This window comes from Streptococcus sp. FDAARGOS_192, assembly GCF_002073815.2.
GTDB lineage: Bacteria > Bacillota > Bacilli > Lactobacillales > Streptococcaceae > Streptococcus > Streptococcus salivarius_H.
The window spans coordinates 1581025-1597931 of record NZ_CP020431.2 but is presented as its reverse complement, the minus strand read 5'-3'; the positions used below and the strand labels follow the sequence as shown (position 1 = coordinate 1597931).

The window sequence follows — 16907 nt, the reverse complement described above, 5'->3', positions numbered from 1 at the left end:
TGGTAAGAGGTTCCTTTAGAAAGGAATTGAGTGTGTCTGACTTTCGTTTAGGTGTAAAAGCCGCGGTACCGACAGCTTTAGGCTATGTAGCTATTGGTCTAGCCTTTGGTGTTGTAGCAGCAGCTTCGGGTCTATCAGCCCTTGAGGTTGGCCTCATGTGTGCCTTAGTATATGGTGGCTCGGCCCAGTTTGCCATGTGTGCCTTAGTAGTTGCAGGAGCTGGTCTAGGTGAGTTAACCTTGACTGTTTTCTTGGTTAATTTGCGTAACATGTTGATGAGTTTACATGCAACGACGATTTTTACAAAAACAAGCCTTTGGAATCAGCTGGGAATTGGTAGTCTGATTACGGATGAAAGTTATGGTGTCTTGTTGGGAGAATATGTGCATCATAAAGATATTCCTGCTAACTGGATGCATGGTAACAATATTTTTAGCTATCTGGTTTGGATTGTATCATCAGTTGTTGGTTGTTTGATTGGTTCCATGATTCCTAATCCTGAGCTATTTGGTTTGGATTTTGCTTTGATTGCCATGTTTATTGGTTTGTTAAGTAGTCAGATTGATGTCTTGTTAGGGGAAGGAGTGCGTAAGCTACTCTTGATTTTACTATCTATTGCTGTGGCTTATCTGAGCTTTAGTGTCATCTTGTCGGAATCTTTGGCTGTTTTAGTGGCTACTTTGGTTGGATGTAGTGTGGGGGTGATGTGTGATGGCCGTCAATAAGTTTATTCTCATTGCTATTCTACTTGGGTTTGTGGTCAGCTGGGTTCCTCGTGTGCTTCCCTTTGTTTTAGTGAAATACAAGGGGCTTCCAGATATCGTTGTTCGATTTTTGCACTATTTACCAGTTTCTATCCTCTTTGCTCTGATTCTCTCTAGTCTCACGACTGAGAAGATTGGTCACTTGCCACAGTTTAAGTGGATGGAAATCCTGGCTACTGTGCCAACGGTAATTGTAGCCTTTAAGAGCAAAAATCTGCTCTATGCAGTAATCGTTGGTATAATATCTATGGCCCTGATTCGTTTCGTATTTTAGCAAATGAAAAGACTTGGAGTTGCTCTTAGTGAGTCGTTTTCCAAGTCTTTTTTAGTTGTTGTTAAAAAAGGCAGCAATATCGTCTTCACTGAGACCAATCATTGGATCTATAGTTGCCCAATTTTCTTCAGTTAAACGATAGTTTTCTTCTGTTTGCACAGGTTTGTTAACAGACTTATCCACAGGCTGTGAATAAGTGTTAACAAGATCTTGGGATGGATTGATATTTTCCGAAAAGTCTTTGTTTTCAAGGGTTTCTGAGGGGCCGTTGTTTTTCGTTTTTGTTTGATTGGAGGCGCCTGTTGCCTCGTTTTTAACAATCTTTTCGACAGACTTATCAACAGCTTGTGTATAAGTTTGTTCAAAACGTTGGATGAGAAAAGTATTTCGTTTAGCCCCCTCGTTGCGAACGGCATAATCAAAGGCTGCGATTTCTCCTAACATGACTAGCTTACTCTTGGCACGTGTGATGGCGGTGTAGATGAGGTTACGTTGTAGCATACGTCCACTTTGTCGTGTGATGGGAAGGATAACGACTGGGAACTCACTCCCTTGGGATTTGTGGATTGACATGGCATAGGCCAGAGTAATCTTATTCCATTCGTTACGAGGATAGATAACCTCATTGCCATCGAAGGACATGTAAATTTCGTCCTGCTTGCTTTCAGTATATTTACCAGGGATGAGATCAGTAATGATGCCGATGTCGCCATTGAAGACATTGAGTTCGGTATCGTTGACCAGATGGAGAATTTTGTCGTTCTTACGGAAGAAAATGTCATTAAAGGCAAACTGATTGGCCTTTTCTTGAGGATTAAGTAGGTCCTGCATAATGGTGTTGAGATTGTTAATACCAGCCTGTCCTCGGTACATGGGAGCTAGAATCTGAACATCCTGAGCAGAAATCCCGCTCTTTATAGCGGCAGAGACAATTTTAGGAACCATCTGTGGAATATGGTTGGCATTGGCCTCAAAGTAAGAGCGGTCAGCCTTTTTCTCTGTGAAATCAGCGGGGAGTTGGCCTTGGCGCATCTGACTAGCTAAAGTAACGATGGTGGAATCCTCGGATTGTCTGAAAATTTTGGTCAGAGAAACCTTAGGCAAGTCATCAATCTGCAAAAGGTCAGCCAAGACCTGGCCAGGACCTACGGAAGGCAGTTGGTCTTGGTCACCCACAATGATGACTTGGGTTGAATCAGAGATACTTTCAAAGAGTTGATTGGCCAACCAAGTATCAACCATAGAAAACTCATCGATGATAATCAAGTCGCAATCGAGATAGTCCTCTAAGGTCTTGAAATCGTCTTCGCTATTGAGTCCCAAATGTCTATGGATAGTGGCGCTAGGGAGTTGGGTGAGTTCGTTCATCCGACGAGCAGCCCGACCTGTTGGTGCCGCTAAAATAATAGGCAAATCAGACTTCTTGAGATCTAGACCATGAAGGTCGGCATAAGTTTTAATGATTCCGTTAATAACGGTGGTTTTACCTGTCCCGGGACCACCTGTCAGGATGAAGACCTTGCTTTGTAGGGCTTTGATAATGGCATCTTTTTGAACCTTATCATAAGTAATACCAAGCTCCTCTTCCACCTCTTCAAGACTTGCTTGGATTTTGTCCTCTGCACTGATGTCAGGTTGGTCTTTTATGATACGAGTTAGGTGGGTATAGATACCCTGTTCCGCAAAATATAGGGTATTATCAAAGATTTTAGTTTCTATATTTTGCACTTTATCCTCTTGGATGAGATTGGTTAATTCCTTAGCGACCAAGGCAGGGTCAAGTTCAATCTGACGAGCACTTTCCAAAAGGATGATAGTTCGTTCGAGCAAAGCTTTGGCTTCGATGTAGGTGTCGCCTTCTTCCATACTGGCTTCTAGCAGACAATGAATCAAGGCAGCTCGTAAACGTTCAGGAGCATCACTAGCAATTCCTAAGCGTTCGGCTAGTTGGTCAGCTATTTTAAATCCGATTCCTTGAACTTCCTCTACCAAGAGATAAGGGTGTTCTTCGATAAGGTTGAGCGATTCTTCCTTATATTGGTTGAAAATTTGTGAGGCAGCTTTTGGTGTGAGTCCATAGTTGGAAAGTTTGGACAAGATTTGCTCGGTTCCATAGTTGATTTTTAACTTTGCAACGAAGGCTTCTCGGTTTACCTTTGAAAGGTTAGGAATCTGTTCTAACTTGCTAGGATCCTCGAGAATCTGGTCAATTGGGTCTTCGCCATAAATCTCGACAATACGCTCAGCTGTTTTCTTACCAATCCCCTTAAAATTGTCGCTAGCGAAATACTTGATAAGACCGCTAGCAGAAGGTTTTGACCGTTCGTAGCGCGTCATTTGGAGTTGTTCACCATATTTGGGATGATTGGTTAGCTGACCCCAGAAGGTATAATCTTCACCTTCCATGACATCTCCCATGGTTCCTGTAACAATGATTTCATAGTCCTCAAAATCACTGTCTGTTTCGTCAATTTCTAAGAGTAGAATACGGAAAAAATTACTAGCGTTTTCGAAAATGACGCGTTCGATAGTTCCTGAAAAATAAAATTCTTGCATGTGTTTTTCCTAGATACATAATAAGGCTGGGTTTCCCCAACCTTATCTTATTTAGTGTTTTTAGTTATCCTCAACGGTACCAATTTTATTAAGTGGCCAGAAGCGGAATTTAACTTCCCCTACAAGAGCACTCTTGTCAAAGTAACCAACTACTCGACTATCTTTGGAAACAATACGGTTGTCTCCAAGTAGGAAATATTTACCTTCAGGAACAGTAACAGAGAAGGTCGTGTTACCGTCAGCATTGGTTGTAAAGGCCTTGGCATCCTTAGCCAGTTGTTGGAAGTAGCCACTCTTGCTCTTGTCATCGTTGTAAGCATATTCTTTTTGTAGCTTATCCTTGGCAAAGGCAGCTTGGAATTCTTTGAGGTATTCTTCCTTGACTTCTTTACCGTTGACAGTAAGTTTATCGTTTTGATAGGTAATGGTATCACCTGGCATACCGATGATACGTTTGACGATTTGTTTCGTCTTACCGTCTTCGACTTCCTTGGCAACGACAATATCGAAGCGTTCAATGGATGTGTGTTTCAAAACGATAACACGTTGATTATTGGCTAGAGTAGGATCCATTGAGTGGCCGTCAACCTGGACAGGGAGCCAAAGGAAGAGGCGAGTCAAAAGGAAAAATGTGATAAAGAGGATAAAGAGTCCCCATTCACGAAGTAAAATGAGGAAGTATTGGGTCCATTTGTTTTTCATAGTTAAGGCCTTTCAGGGTTATTTTAAGCGTTGGTAGGCTTTTTTGGTATTGGCGAAATGATATTTAGCAGTAGCTTGGAGAGCCTGATCTCCGTAGGCTTGAAGAAGCTTAGCTGCGACCTGGTCAGATTTAGCGCCAGCACCTGAAGGAAGGGTGTAGCCAACCTCTTGGCTGAGTTTGTCAAGATTTTCCAGGAAGAGATTGCGAGCGATGATAGAGCTCACCGCGACAGCTAAGTATTTCCCTTCAGCCTTTTCTTCTAAAGTGATAGGAAAGTCAAAGCGATTGCGTTCATTCTTGAGGTATTTCTGATAATTTTTCTCACTGGTGAAGGCATCAATGACAATCTTATCTGGTTTAGCACCTGTTTGTAACAATAGGAAGATAGCCTGATTGTGGAGGGCTACTTTAACGGACACAGCATTATGACTCTTACCGTCTCCGACCACTTCATTGTACTTTCTAGGCGAAAGAAGAAGTGCCTTGTGAGGAATTTTCTCCTCCAATATAGGTGCAATCTGACGAATCTTGATATCATTAAGATTTTTAGAATCATCGACCCCAAGAGATTTCAAAAAGGCATGGTCAGCTGGGGTAACTAGACTAGCTACAACAGCTAGACCACCAAAATAGGAGCCATTTCCGACTTCGTCTGAACCAATTAGGGCTAAGTTTTGCCCATCAGGTGAATGATTAGGTTCAGCTTGGTATCCAAAACGGCTAGCCAAGACTTCTGGCTTAGCTCCTTGGAAAGTTACCTTTCCTGAAGTATAGGCGATGACACTTACTCCATCGACTTTGGCTGAAAAACTTGCATAAGGATTTTTAGTCGCAGTCGCATAGCTTGCCAGGTCCTTCTGGAGTGTCGAAATCTGCTCTGCTGTCATTTTTAATACGATTGTGCCCATGGAATCTATTTTAGCACAAAAAAGGAGAATTGGTAGATATTTTACAGACTCGAAATCCCTGAAAATTATTTTTCTAGAGAAGTGCAAAGTCTAAAATTTACGAAAGTTAAAATTTAGGATATAATGATTAGAAAGAGAATGCCTAACCATGCTTTTTTTTCCACAATTAGAGAAAATGGGTTGGCATTTAAGTATCGAATACGCCTCAGAGTAAGTGTCTGAATCTTGCTAACAAATGGCGATATAAAAGCAATAAAATAAGGAGAAGCTGCAGTGGCGAATCCGTGACCACTATTGATTGGCAGCTAACAAGCAAATGGCAAATAAGAACCGTTACAAATTTCATTTTGGAGAGAAGAACCTCACGCTAACAACTGATAAGGACAACCTTTTCATGGAAGAGGTTGAGCGTGTTGCCCACGAGAAATATAAAATTATCAAAGAGCAGATGAAAAATGCTGACAATGAAACAATCGCTATCCTAATGGCTATCAATTCTTTGTCGACTCAGTTGGAACGCGAAATTCAAGTTGAAGATATGGAAAAAGAGTTGGAAACGTTGAGAGCTAAGCAACTTGAGCAACTCAAGGTTAAGGCGACAGCTACAAATGACGATGAGGATGACGCATGATTGGACTCCTTGTCTTAGCCATTATGGCTTGGAATTTCTACATTGGCTACCGTCGAGGCCTCTTTATGCAAGCTTATTACTTGGTTTCAGTCATTATCGCCATGTGTGTGGCGGCCTATTTCTACCGGTCGCTAGGAGAGGCTATCAATCTTTGGGTACCTTATACCAATCCAACCAAGGATGCTAGTATAGCTTTCTTTAAAGATCAGAACATCTTTTCACTTGACCGTGTCTATTATGCGGGTGTTGCTTATTTTGCTATCTACTGTATAACCTATTATGGCTTACGCTTTCTTGGTATTTTCTTCCATTTTGTGAGAATTGAGCGACTTGATCAGAGACGTTACCAAGTGGTAGGTGGTGTCTTGGCCACCTTAGTGAGTCTTGTGCCTTTGACTATGTTGGGGAATATTCTTGCGACTGTTCCTATGAACAACATTCAAACGCTCTTGTCATCGAGCTGGGTTTTACGTATCTTGATTAATGGTTATTTTCCAGTTAGTCAGATTATCCAGCATTTGTGGACAAGTGTGATATAGAAAATAGAAGTCTTCCTTGATTAAGGGAGACTTTTTTTGTTCATTGTTTTGGTAGGATATGAAAAAGACCGGACACAAGGTCTCAGTCTTTCTTAACTATTTTTACCCTAAGGTTGCAATGGTACATCCGGAACCACCGGCACTTTGTGGGGCATATTCAAAACTTTTAACATGGCGATGACGGCGGAGATATTTGGTAACAGCATCACGGATGACACCTGTACCAATACCGTGGATGATGTCCACCTGACTCATGTTATTAAGTAGGGCTTGGTCAATAAAGGCATCAAGCTCTTGCATGGCTTCTTCGTAACGTTTCCCACGAAGGTCTAGACGGGCACGAGGACCGCCAGATAACTTTTTGGCTTTTTTAACCACGTTAATCTGTTTCTTCTTAGGTTGTTGGGCTTCCGCTTGGGCACGAACAAGAGTGAATTCATCCGCCTTGAGTGTCATCTTGATGAGACCTACCTGGGCTTCCCAGTTACCATTTTTGGCTTGATTGGTAAGGGTACCACGTTGACCATAGGCGGTAACAATGATATCATCTCCGATACGAGGGGCACGCGCAGCCTTTTCTTTCTTGGCCTTACGAAGGACTTTATTCTTAGAGAGTTCCACCTGTGGGGCAAGTTTCTTGAGTTTTCCTTTGGCGTCGATAACTTCGTGAGGCTTGAGTTGACTCTTATCGTGGAGATTTTTGAGAATACTATCGCTCTCAGCCAAGGCTGTATCCACCATCTCTTGAATTTCTTTTTGAGCCTTTTCGAGTTCCTTGTCGTACTCATGGGAGAATTCATTATAGAGTTTCTTGACCGCACGATTGAATTTAAGGTTCTCTTGCTCAACGTCCTTGATGTGTTCCAGACGTTTTTGTGTTTCCACAGTTTGGGCTTCAAGTTGCTCGATGATACGGTTGACATCACTATCAGTATCTGTGAGGTTTTCTGCTTCCTTGACAATAATCTCATTCAAACCGAGGCGGCGAGCAATCTCAAAGGCATTAGAACGACCAGGAACCCCCTGCATAAAACGATAGGTAGGACTTAAAGTCGCTGTGTCAAACTCCATGCTGGCATTTTCCACATGTTGCGTCTCAATCCCATAGGCCTTAAGCTCAGGATAGTGAGTAGTAGCCATGGTTTTAATCTGGCTCAAACGGAGGTGCTCTAGGATTGCCATGGCTAGACTAGCCCCTTCCTGAGGGTCGGTACCAGCCCCAAGCTCATCGACCAAGACAAGACTGTTGCTGTCGGCAGCGTCCAGAATCTCGACAATGTGGGTCATGTGACTAGAGAATGTTGACAAACTCTGTTCAATGGACTGTTCATCTCCGATGTCCGCAAAAATCTCTTGGAAAATGGCCACACGGCTGCCCTTATCGGCTAAGATTGGAAGACCAGATTGAGCCATTAGCTGTGCTAGTCCTAGAGTTTTAAGCATGACCGTTTTACCACCGGTATTGGGACCTGTAATGACAATGGCTGTGAGGTCCTCATCAAAGCGTAAATCGTTGGCTACTGGGTTGACCAAGAGAGGGTGACGAACGTTAAGCAGTTGAAGTGTTTGGTTGTCACTAATCTTTGGAATAACCGCCTTCTTATCTTGGAGATAGAGGTATTTTCCTCGAATGAAGTCTATGTGGCCCAAAATCCAAGCGTTGTTGGCAATCGCAGCGGCTTGTGGACGGAGTTGATCAGACAATTCATGCAGGATACGAGCCATCTCATGACGTTCGTCTGCACGTAATTGTGTAATTTCTTCGTTAAGCTGTATAACGGCGCGTGGCTCGATATACACTGTGTTTCCAGAGCTTGAGATGTCATGCACAACCCCAGCAATACGGTTACGGTAGGTATTTTTGACAGGCAGCACTGAACGACCATTACGACTAGCAATCAAACTCTCAGCCAACATGTGGCCAGATTTCTTGAGAATGTCTTGCAAGGTCTGGCGAATGGCATCATCACAAGATTTGAGTTGACGACGGATATTTTGCAACTCAGGGCTAGCAAAATGCTCAATGAAACCACCGTCATTGATGCTTTGAAGACTGCCTTGTAGACTTGGGAAGGCCTCAATCTTTTCGAAAAGACGTTTTAGAGCGACGAGCTCAACATTTTCAAGGTCAGCGTAGAAGCGACCAAGGTCAGCTGAAGCTTGCAGCACCTTCTTGATGGCAATAAGCTCCTGAATGTTGAGGTCAGCATCCAATTCCAAGCGACGCAAGGGTTCAGAAATATCTCGCAAGCTACCAATGGCAAAGCCGTGGTGTTCTACGAGAATCTCTGCCATTTCTTGGATTTCTGTAAATTGATTTTGAATTCTCTCTGGATTGGTCATAGGCACCAAGTCACGTAACTCCGCCTGAGCCTGTTCGGTCTGCAGGTATTCTGTGAACTGGTCCTTGACCTTGTTAAATTCTAATTGGTCTAAAATCTTTGTGTTCATAGCTTCTATTATAGCACATTTGCCTATGGGGCGTGGAGGTGGGAAATGCCTGAGGTCGTTTTATGAGCGGACTCTTGTCATCAGATGTTGACTAGCTATTTTTACAAAAGAGTCTCCCTAAAATAAGAGGTTTTCAATTAAAACCAATGCTCTCATCTATGCTATAATAAACCTATGACTAATCAGAAAAAATTACTCCTAATTGACGGTTCATCCGTTGCCTTTCGTGCCTTTTTCGCACTTTATAATCAAATTGACCGTTTTCGTAACAATAGTGGCCTTCATACCAATGCCATTTATGGCTTCCACCTCATGTTGGACAACCTGCTTGAGCGTATCCAACCGACTCATGTCTTGGTAGCCTTTGATGCGGGTAAAACAACTTTCCGTACAGAGATGTTTGCGGACTATAAGGCTGGTCGTGCCAAGACTCCAGAGGAATTCCGTGAGCAGTTTCCTTATATCCGTGAGATGTTGGCTGCACGTGGTATTGCCTATTATGACCTGGCTCAGTATGAGGCAGACGACATTATCGGTACCTTGGCTAAGATGGCTGAAAATACCAGTGAGGACTATCAAATTACTGTTGTCTCTGGGGATAAAGACTTGATTCAGCTGACTGACGAAAACACAGTCGTTGAGATTTCGAAGAAAGGTGTGGCTGAGTTTGAGGCCTTCACACCCGACTACCTCATGGAGAAAATGGGGATTACCCCAGCGCAATTCATCGACCTCAAGGCTCTCATGGGTGATAAGTCCGATAATATTCCAGGAGTTACTAAGATTGGTGAAAAGACTGGTCTCAAGCTCCTCTTGGAACACGGTTCTCTTGAAGGTATCTATGAGCATATTGATGAGATGAAGAAGTCCAAAATGAAGGAAAATCTTATCAATGACAAGGAACAAGCCTTCCTCTCTAAAACACTGGCGACCATTGATACCCAGTCTCCTATTGAAATTGGCCTAGATGATACAGCCTTTACGGGACCTGACCTTGAAAAATTGGCAGCCTTTTATGACGAGATGGGCTTTGTTCAGTTCAAAAATGCCCTTGGTGGAGAGGCTGTGCCGCAGGATTTTGATGTGGCCTATACTGAGCCTAGCCAAGTGACAGCGGATCACTTTAGCTCTGATGATTTCTTCTATTTTGAAATTCTCGGTGACAATTATCACACAGAACCTATCATCGGTTTTGCTTGGGGGAATGACAAGCAGATTTATGCGTCTACAGATACAGACCTACTTAAATCAGAGGCATTCCAGGCAGCTCTTTCAAAAGCTGTTAATATCTACGATTTCAAGCGTAGTAAGGTCCTTTTGAGCCATCTAGGTATTGACTTGCCGACGGCTAATTTTGATGCCCGTCTGGCCAAGTATCTGCTCTCAACCGTTGAAGACAATGAATTGTCAACCATTGCCCGCCTCTATACGGACCTACCGTTGGAAACAGATGAAGTGGTCTATGGCAAGGGAGCTAAGCGTGCGGTTCCTGAAAAAGAGGTCTTACTCAGCCACCTGGCTAAGAAAGTCAAAGTCCTTCAGGTTGCCAAACCGGTCATGCTCGAAAAATTGGCTGAACACGTTCAATCAGAGCTCCTCTTTGATATGGAATTACCACTGGCAAATGTACTAGCCAAGATGGAAATCGCTGGTATTAAGGTTAAGGGACAAACCCTTAACGAGATGGCAGTGGAAAACCAAGTAGTTATCGATAAATTGACCCAAGAAATCTACGAAATGGCGGGCGAGGAGTTCAATATTAACTCGCCTAAACAGTTGGGTGTTATCCTTTTTGAAAAGATGGGGCTACCTTTGGAATACACTAAGAAAACCAAGACCGGTTACTCAACAGCTGTGGATGTCCTTGAACGATTAGCACCGATTGCTCCAATCGTAGCTAAGATTTTGGAGTACCGCCAAATTACTAAGCTTCAGTCTACCTATGTCTTGGGGCTTCAGGATTATATCCTTGAGGATGGCAAAATCCATACCCGTTATGTGCAGGATCTAACTCAGACAGGACGTCTGTCATCAGTGGATCCCAACCTGCAAAATATCCCCGTTCGCTTGGAGCAAGGTCGTCTCATTCGTAAGGCCTTTGTCCCATCGACTGAGGATGCAGTGCTTTTAAGCTCGGATTACTCACAGATTGAGTTGCGCGTGCTTGCCCATATTTCGGGAGATGAGCATTTGATTGCAGCCTTTAAAGAGGGGGCAGATATCCATACCTCTACAGCCATGCGTGTCTTTGGCATTGAAAAGCCAGAGGATGTCACACCTAACGATCGTCGTAACGCCAAGGCTGTTAACTTCGGTATCGTTTATGGTATTTCTGACTTTGGTCTATCCAACAACCTTGGCATTAGTCGTAAGAAGGCCAAGGAGTATATCGACACTTACTTTGAGCGTTATCCTGGTATTAAGGCTTATATGGATAATGTGGTTCGTGAAGCCAAGGATAAGGGCTACGTAGAAACTCTCTTCCACCGCCGTCGTGAGTTGCCAGATATCAATTCTCGTAACTTTAACGTCCGCAATTTCGCAGAGCGTACAGCCATCAACTCGCCTATCCAAGGAAGTGCCGCTGATATCCTCAAGATTGCTATGATTAACCTAGATAAGGCTCTGGTAGAAGGTGGCTATAAAACTAAGATGCTCCTCCAGGTGCACGATGAAATCGTCCTTGAGGTGCCAAACAACGAACTTGTAGCGATGAAAGCCTTGGTCAAAGAAACCATGGAAGCTGCAGTCGAACTCGCTGTCCCTCTCATCGCAGATGAGAATGACGGTCGCACATGGTATGAGGCAAAGTAAAACATGAAAGAAAATTTTCCATTTACCTACTTTCTCTTGCGCTACATGCTAGGATTTCTGGCCGTTGTCCTAGCTATCGTGGCAGTATTGGTAATCATCACCTACTTTATGACCAAGTAGAAATAGACAGATGAAAGCTGGACTGAGGTCCGGCTTTTTTTGATGCGTATACTTGTAATTGTAAAAAGAATCACTAATTAATATCTAGATATTTTAATTAAAACTCTAATTTAATTGAGGATGGAATTGTTGGATAATAGTGGAAGCTCTGATTATATATGTGTTCTTGCTAAATAAACATAAATTAATTTTTCAAAAAATACTTGACTTAATAATCATGCAATTGTTAATATAATGTCAGAGAGATTTAAATGATTTAATGTTAACGTTAGATCATTTCTTATGAAAGGATAGTTATGAAAAAGAAATTAACAGGATTTGCGCTCTTATCAAGTTTGTTCTTGCTGACGGCTTGTAACGCAACAAATACGGACATCTCAGGTTCAGGGGACAGCACCTCTAAGTCTGAGCAAGTGAGTGGGGATTCATCTGAGACTGAGGAAGTGAGCTACGATGAGCTCTACGCTTCGGTCTTGGACCTCTATCGTCCCATTGCTCTAAATAGTGATACATCAGCTGTTCCAAGCAACCTCTCAACTGAGGAAGCTTATGCAACTAGCACCATTTTTGATGCTAAAAGAGCAGGAGAAAACGTTCAATATAGCTATGTAGACATCAACGATGATGGCTCAGCTGAGTTTTTGATTGGGACTCCTGATAGTGTTCATGCGCTATATTATCTTGATAATGATGATAAGCCTGTTTTTGCTATAAGTGCTGGAACCTTTGCCAAGGGTGGTTACTTGAATACACTGCATTTTTATAAAAATGGGATTATTTATTCTCAGTTATTTCATAGAATGAAGCCTGAAGCAAAGGCTGAGACCTATGAAATCAAGGATGGAGTCTTTAATCAACTTCAATCGGTTGATTTCAGTATGTCTGAGACAACTGACGGTGCCAGTAAGGTTGGCTTAGGTAACGAACAGACTTTGGATTTATCTTCCGAAGATTGGTATGACTTTGACGACTCAAGTAGCGACGAGACAGATGCAAGCAGTAGCGATAGCAAGTCCAACCAAGAGACTGGTATGGATATCAATGCCATCCAAAATGGTGATTTCTCTAGTATTGCTGGAACTTGGAAGAATGGTAAAGGGATGACACTGACTTTTGACAAGAATGGGTTGGTTAGTGACACAGAAAGGATAGGGATTGAATATTCAAAGGTTACGGATGGCTACCTTAAATCAGGTACTAGTCCTAAATCTGGTGTTGGTGCTGCTGGAGGAGCAATGGCATTCTTACCTAAAGGAATATCTCTGACTGGGGAGATAACATCATCACCTAATGAGAAAGTAGACGATCAGTCAGATAAAAGTAAGGATCGTATCTGGGGTGGGCAGTCGCTTTATGGCACCACAGACGACAGTTACTTCTTCTACAAAGTAGATTAATAATTCTCAAGCTGAAACTTGAACGTTTCGGCTTTTTGTTCTCTATAGTGACATTTATGTCACTATTTTTTATTGGCCATCTTACCTATAATAGAAGCACAACTAAGAACAGTGGCAGGAGTTCTTAATAAAAAGGAGTGTCGTATTATGATTGAGTTTTTGATGTCAAAAAATGTGACTTATTTGGAGTTGTTTTATATCTTTTGGGGAGTAGTTCTTTCAAAAGTATACCTTGCTTTGCGTAGCCGGAAGCACAATAAAGTTGATGCATAAGAAAAAGGGTAGCACTCAACGCTATCCTTTTTTGCTGTCTTCATAAGTTTTAATCATTTTCTTCTGTGGTGTGGCCATTGGAAACTGGTCGAAGTCTTCAGCCGCTACCCAGCATAGCTCCTTATCGGTAGTGACTTTATCGTCATTAACGCTACCTTCCACCATCTCGATGGTCCATTTTTGGTGGCTGAAAGTATGCTTTACGGGTGTAAAACTATTATTCGTCCACTCTGGTTTGAGGGCATAATTTTCCTCAAAAATAGCCTTTTGAGAGACTGTCTCGAGAATACAATCGTCCTTTTCAAAAAGACTAAGTTGTTGACCAATAAAGTCCGTTTCCATGATAGGGAAGGACCAGAGACCACCTAGTAGGCGTCCCTCGACATTTTTTTCGAGCAAAAATTCTCCCTTTTCATTTTTGATAATAAAAGCCTGAATTTGCATAGGTTTAGGCTTTTTCTTAGGCAATTTGATAGGGTACTTGTCATAAGTTCCGTTAAGATAGGCTGCACAGAAAAAGCGAATTGGACTTTCGTCTGGTCTCGGATTTTTAGCTGATTCGATATCGGTTCCAAGGTCCATAAGCGCCTGATTAAAATCACCTGGACGGTCAGGGTCAATCAAGATTTCCATAATCGCTTGGAAAATCTTACGATTTTTGGCGTCTCCGATATCATAGTTAACCTCAAAGAGACGAGCCATAACTCGCATAACATTACCATCAACAGCAGGTTCGGGGAGTCCAAAGGCGATACTAGAAATAGCACCAGCAGTATAGGGACCGATGCCCTTAAGTTTGGCAATATTTTCATAAGTATCTGGGAACTGGCCATCAAAGTCATCCATGATTTGTTGTGCAGCCTTTTGCATGTTGCGGACACGTGAATAGTAACCTAACCCCTCCCAAGCCTTGAGAAGTTTCTCTTCTGGAGCCTCAGCCAGATCCTTAACTGTTGGGAACCAGTCTAAAAAGCGCTCGTAATAGGGAATGACAGTTTGAACCTGGGTTTGTTGTAGCATAATTTCGCTAATCCAGATATAGTAGGGATTCTTAGTCCTACGCCATGGGAGGTCTCGTTTCTCTCGATCGTACCAGTCCAGGAGGGTACGACGAAAAGAGGCGATTTTCTCAGCATCCCACATGATAATGCCGTATTCTTTTAAATCTAACATGTCTCTATTGTAGCAAAGAAATCTTTTTTCAAAAAATCATGCGTTTTTCTGTTAAAAAGATTGACAAAAGTAAGCGTTTACATTATACTAAGAGTGTAAAGAAGATAAGGATTCATCAAGGAGGTAAAAGCCATGGTGAGAGTCAATATTTCAAGGTACAAAAACGGAGACTAAAATCTCTAAACAAAACAGTAGGCAAAACAAATAACTTTACCATTCATCTCTGAGGAGCGTGACCACATGACAGTAGGACGTTACAAGAACGGAGATTAATTCAGTCGCATAAAATAGCTACAAGGGAGTGATACCACCAGAAGTCGAAAGCTAAACTCAAATCTGTTAACTTAAGAAGAAGTGAGGTAAAGCTCATGAGAAATGTTAGTAGGTATAAAAATGGAGACACTTAGGTTGTTGCGTAAAATAGCCTAAGGAGTGATACCCATGCCACACGAAACGTAAATCCTATATTCTTAAGATGAACGAGGTGAGTTCATGAAAAATATCAGTAGGTATAAAAACGGCGATTAAAAATGTTGCATAAAATAGCTACAAGGGAGTGATACCACCAGAAATTGAAAGCTAAACTCAAGATTAACGTCAAAAAGTGAGGTAAAGCTCATGAGAAATGTTAGTAGGTATAAAAATGGAGACACTTAAGCTGTTGCGTAAAATAGCTTAAGGAGTGATACCGATGCCAAATGAGTAAACTATCGACAAAAGTTAAATGCTTAAATCTTGTAAAAAAGTACCGAGGTGACGCTTATGTTGATGTTTGATGTAAGTCGTTATAAGAACGGCGACAAGTAAATCTCATTGAGTGGTCAATGGGGAGATAGGTCTCAAATCATACGAATCAGAGGTGATTACTATGATGATGAATTTAGGACGTTATAAAAATGGAGACACTTCAAGTTATTGCATAAAATAGCTTAGGGAGTGATACCAATGTAATAGAAAATTTACAATACAAAAAAGTTATTTGTAAGTTGATGGAGGTAATCTATGATTGCTAGGTATAAAAATGGTGACACACAATGACTCCTCCTTATGAAAATATTTTTTACAAAATTCCAAAAGGATGTTCTAATGACAATTGAAGAATCTTAAAAGCTCATTCTAGCGTGTAAGAATGAGCTTTTTGATATGTTGAATTTTGCTGAAAGGTACTTAATCCTTATTGTTTAACTGGACCTTTCGTAGGAGAGCCAGTCTTTTTTGTTCTTCGACTAGAGCCATAAAGATTTGGTATTGATTTTTAAGATGCGGCAGGAAGCTCTTAGGAATCTTGCTATCAAAGCTTAGGTTGTTCAGAAATATGGGAGCACTACTATCTCTATAGATTTGTCCTTGGAAGAAGTAGTTGTCGGTCACGATATCAATTGAGATACGTGATGAGCGCCATCGCCGTTTGCGCATGTACTTGGGTTTCCAACGAATCTTAAGTTGCTGGTCCTTGATATACCACCCCATGATGTCTATTTTAGCGGTCTGTTTCGTTTTGTCATCACAGTAGGTTACTGGGACGCTTAAAACCTGCTGGCTTCTTGGTGAGGTTAAGAAGGGATGAAAATCAGGAATGAAGTCGTAGTCCTTGCTAGACACTTCCGATAGACCGTCTTCTTCTCGTACTTTGCCACGACTGGTGTACTTGAAGAAGTCAAAACTCTTACCTTGTCTTTCTAGTCGATCAGCCTCTAATTGATATCTTGTCACCTGATCACCGATATTTTTATTCGTCTTGAGGTAACGCATGATTTCTTCATCCTTGTAGTAAAGAGCGACGAGATTTTTTAGACGCTGACTAGGGTTCAGAGAGTGTAACTTGTCTGGAAAAGACAAGATTTGTATGCTAGGAACAGAGGCTAAAGGGACAGCAGCGATACCTGATAAGAGATTATCTTGTTCAAAGAGGGAGACGGTATCAAAATGACTGGTATGACCAAGCTGATGTCTTATGTCAACAACAAAGAGGTTATTGTCCTGTTTAAAAGTGATAATGTAGGTATCACTTGGACCTAAGTTTTTAAAATCATATTCTAGGGTAGTAATAGGAATATTGTAGTAGTGGTTAAAGGTTGGAAGTCCTAGTTTTTCCCCTAATTTCTTTTTATGATAAAGCATTCTCTTATTTTAGCATGAAGTTTAGTCAGAGAAAAGATAACTGATGAGGTCTAGCTCTTTTCTTGGTCATTTAAACTTTTTACTATTTGGAAGATAAAGTTAATAAGCTATGTGTCCCGATTTGGAAGAATAAAAAAATTACAAAGAGAGCGTTAAGAGCGTTCTCTTTTATTTGTTAAAAAA

General features: G+C 41.7%; 12 protein-coding genes. 6 read left to right on the top strand and 6 right to left on the bottom strand.

Translation table 11 applies throughout. The features are described 5' to 3' along the window. Positions 1-32: 32 nt before the first annotated feature. Both A6J31_RS08125 and A6J31_RS08120 read left to right on the top strand, forming a co-directional pair. Positions 33-725, top strand: coding sequence for an AzlC family ABC transporter permease (locus A6J31_RS08125; protein ID WP_048790108.1), 693 nt, complete (start codon positions 33-35; stop codon positions 723-725). Continuing rightward, entirely contained in the window at positions 712-1038 is a 327-nt protein-coding gene (locus A6J31_RS08120) for an AzlD domain-containing protein (protein ID WP_014635057.1), read from the top strand. The genes A6J31_RS08125 and A6J31_RS08120 overlap by 14 nt, the downstream gene beginning before the upstream one ends. Before the next feature lie 51 nt (positions 1039-1089). Here A6J31_RS08120 and A6J31_RS08115 read toward each other — a convergent pair whose 3' ends face one another. From A6J31_RS08115 to rnhC, 3 genes are read right to left on the bottom strand one after another with little or no spacing between them, the layout of a single operon-like run. Further along, positions 1090-3594, bottom strand: a complete 2505-nt coding sequence (locus tag A6J31_RS08115; protein WP_080610950.1) for an ATP-dependent RecD-like DNA helicase — start codon at positions 3592-3594, stop codon at positions 1090-1092. A gap of 60 nt (positions 3595-3654) precedes the next feature. Next, the gene (gene lepB, locus A6J31_RS08110; protein WP_002884233.1) at positions 3655-4296 is read right to left on the bottom strand and encodes a signal peptidase I; all 642 of its coding nucleotides are present in this window, start codon (positions 4294-4296) and stop codon (positions 3655-3657) included. A gap of 18 nt (positions 4297-4314) precedes the next feature. Beyond that, the gene (rnhC, locus tag A6J31_RS08105; protein WP_080610948.1) at positions 4315-5205 is read right to left on the bottom strand and encodes a ribonuclease HIII; all 891 of its coding nucleotides are present in this window, start codon (positions 5203-5205) and stop codon (positions 4315-4317) included. Positions 5206-5521: 316 nt separating this feature from the next. Between rnhC and zapA the strand changes: the two genes are divergently transcribed. Together zapA and A6J31_RS08095 are read left to right on the top strand one after the other, a co-directional pair. Then, positions 5522-5836 carry a cell division protein ZapA gene (gene zapA / locus A6J31_RS08100; protein WP_004183554.1) on the top strand — a complete coding sequence of 105 codons (315 nt, stop codon included), beginning with the start codon at positions 5522-5524 and terminating at the stop codon, positions 5834-5836. Continuing rightward, positions 5833-6375 carry a CvpA family protein gene (locus A6J31_RS08095; protein ID WP_080610945.1) on the top strand — a complete coding sequence of 181 codons (543 nt, stop codon included), beginning with the start codon at positions 5833-5835 and terminating at the stop codon, positions 6373-6375. Before zapA ends, A6J31_RS08095 begins: the two co-directional genes overlap by 4 nt. A gap of 102 nt (positions 6376-6477) precedes the next feature. On the opposite strand, the gene A6J31_RS08090 is transcribed toward A6J31_RS08095, so the two are convergent. After that, positions 6478-8826 carry an endonuclease MutS2 gene (locus tag A6J31_RS08090; RefSeq protein ID WP_080610943.1) on the bottom strand — a complete coding sequence of 783 codons (2349 nt, stop codon included), beginning with the start codon at positions 8824-8826 and terminating at the stop codon, positions 6478-6480. Between the two features lie 174 nt (positions 8827-9000). Here A6J31_RS08090 and polA point away from each other — a divergent pair, with 174 nt between their 5' ends. Together polA and A6J31_RS08080 are read left to right on the top strand one after the other, a co-directional pair. Then, the gene (gene polA, locus A6J31_RS08085) at positions 9001-11640 is read left to right on the top strand and encodes a DNA polymerase I (protein ID WP_080610941.1); all 2640 of its coding nucleotides are present in this window, start codon (positions 9001-9003) and stop codon (positions 11638-11640) included. 416 nt (positions 11641-12056) lie between these two features. Further along, positions 12057-13157, top strand: coding sequence for a DUF6287 domain-containing protein (locus A6J31_RS08080; protein WP_225791568.1), 1101 nt, complete (start codon positions 12057-12059; stop codon positions 13155-13157). A 294-nt stretch (positions 13158-13451) separates the two neighbouring features. On the opposite strand, the gene mutY is transcribed toward A6J31_RS08080, so the two are convergent. Beyond that, positions 13452-14603, bottom strand: coding sequence for an A/G-specific adenine glycosylase (gene mutY / locus A6J31_RS08075; protein ID WP_080610940.1), 1152 nt, complete (start codon positions 14601-14603; stop codon positions 13452-13454). Between the two features lie 1167 nt (positions 14604-15770). After that, positions 15771-16724 carry a hypothetical protein gene (locus A6J31_RS08065; protein WP_014635048.1) on the bottom strand — a complete coding sequence of 318 codons (954 nt, stop codon included), beginning with the start codon at positions 16722-16724 and terminating at the stop codon, positions 15771-15773. Positions 16725-16907 lie beyond the last annotated feature (183 nt).

Bases quoted from the DNA above. Each gene is read 5' to 3' on its own strand.
- A6J31_RS08120 (WP_014635057.1), top strand. From the start codon at position 712: ATGGCCGTCAATAAGTTTATTCTCATTGCTATTCTACTTGGGTTTGTG.
- A6J31_RS08115 (WP_080610950.1), bottom strand. From the start codon at position 3,594: ATGCAAGAATTTTATTTTTCAGGAACTATCGAACGCGTCATTTTCGAA.
- lepB (WP_002884233.1), bottom strand. From the start codon at position 4,296: ATGAAAAACAAATGGACCCAATACTTCCTCATTTTACTTCGTGAATGG.
- rnhC (WP_080610948.1), bottom strand. From the start codon at position 5,205: ATGGGCACAATCGTATTAAAAATGACAGCAGAGCAGATTTCGACACTC.
- zapA (WP_004183554.1), top strand. From the start codon at position 5,522: ATGGCAAATAAGAACCGTTACAAATTTCATTTTGGAGAGAAGAACCTC.
- A6J31_RS08095 (WP_080610945.1), top strand. From the start codon at position 5,833: ATGATTGGACTCCTTGTCTTAGCCATTATGGCTTGGAATTTCTACATT.
- A6J31_RS08090 (WP_080610943.1), bottom strand. From the start codon at position 8,826: ATGAACACAAAGATTTTAGACCAATTAGAATTTAACAAGGTCAAGGAC.
- polA (WP_080610941.1), top strand. From the start codon at position 9,001: ATGACTAATCAGAAAAAATTACTCCTAATTGACGGTTCATCCGTTGCC.
- A6J31_RS08080 (WP_225791568.1), top strand. From the start codon at position 12,057: ATGAAAAAGAAATTAACAGGATTTGCGCTCTTATCAAGTTTGTTCTTG.
- mutY (WP_080610940.1), bottom strand. From the start codon at position 14,603: ATGTTAGATTTAAAAGAATACGGCATTATCATGTGGGATGCTGAGAAA.
- A6J31_RS08065 (WP_014635048.1), bottom strand. From the start codon at position 16,724: ATGCTTTATCATAAAAAGAAATTAGGGGAAAAACTAGGACTTCCAACC.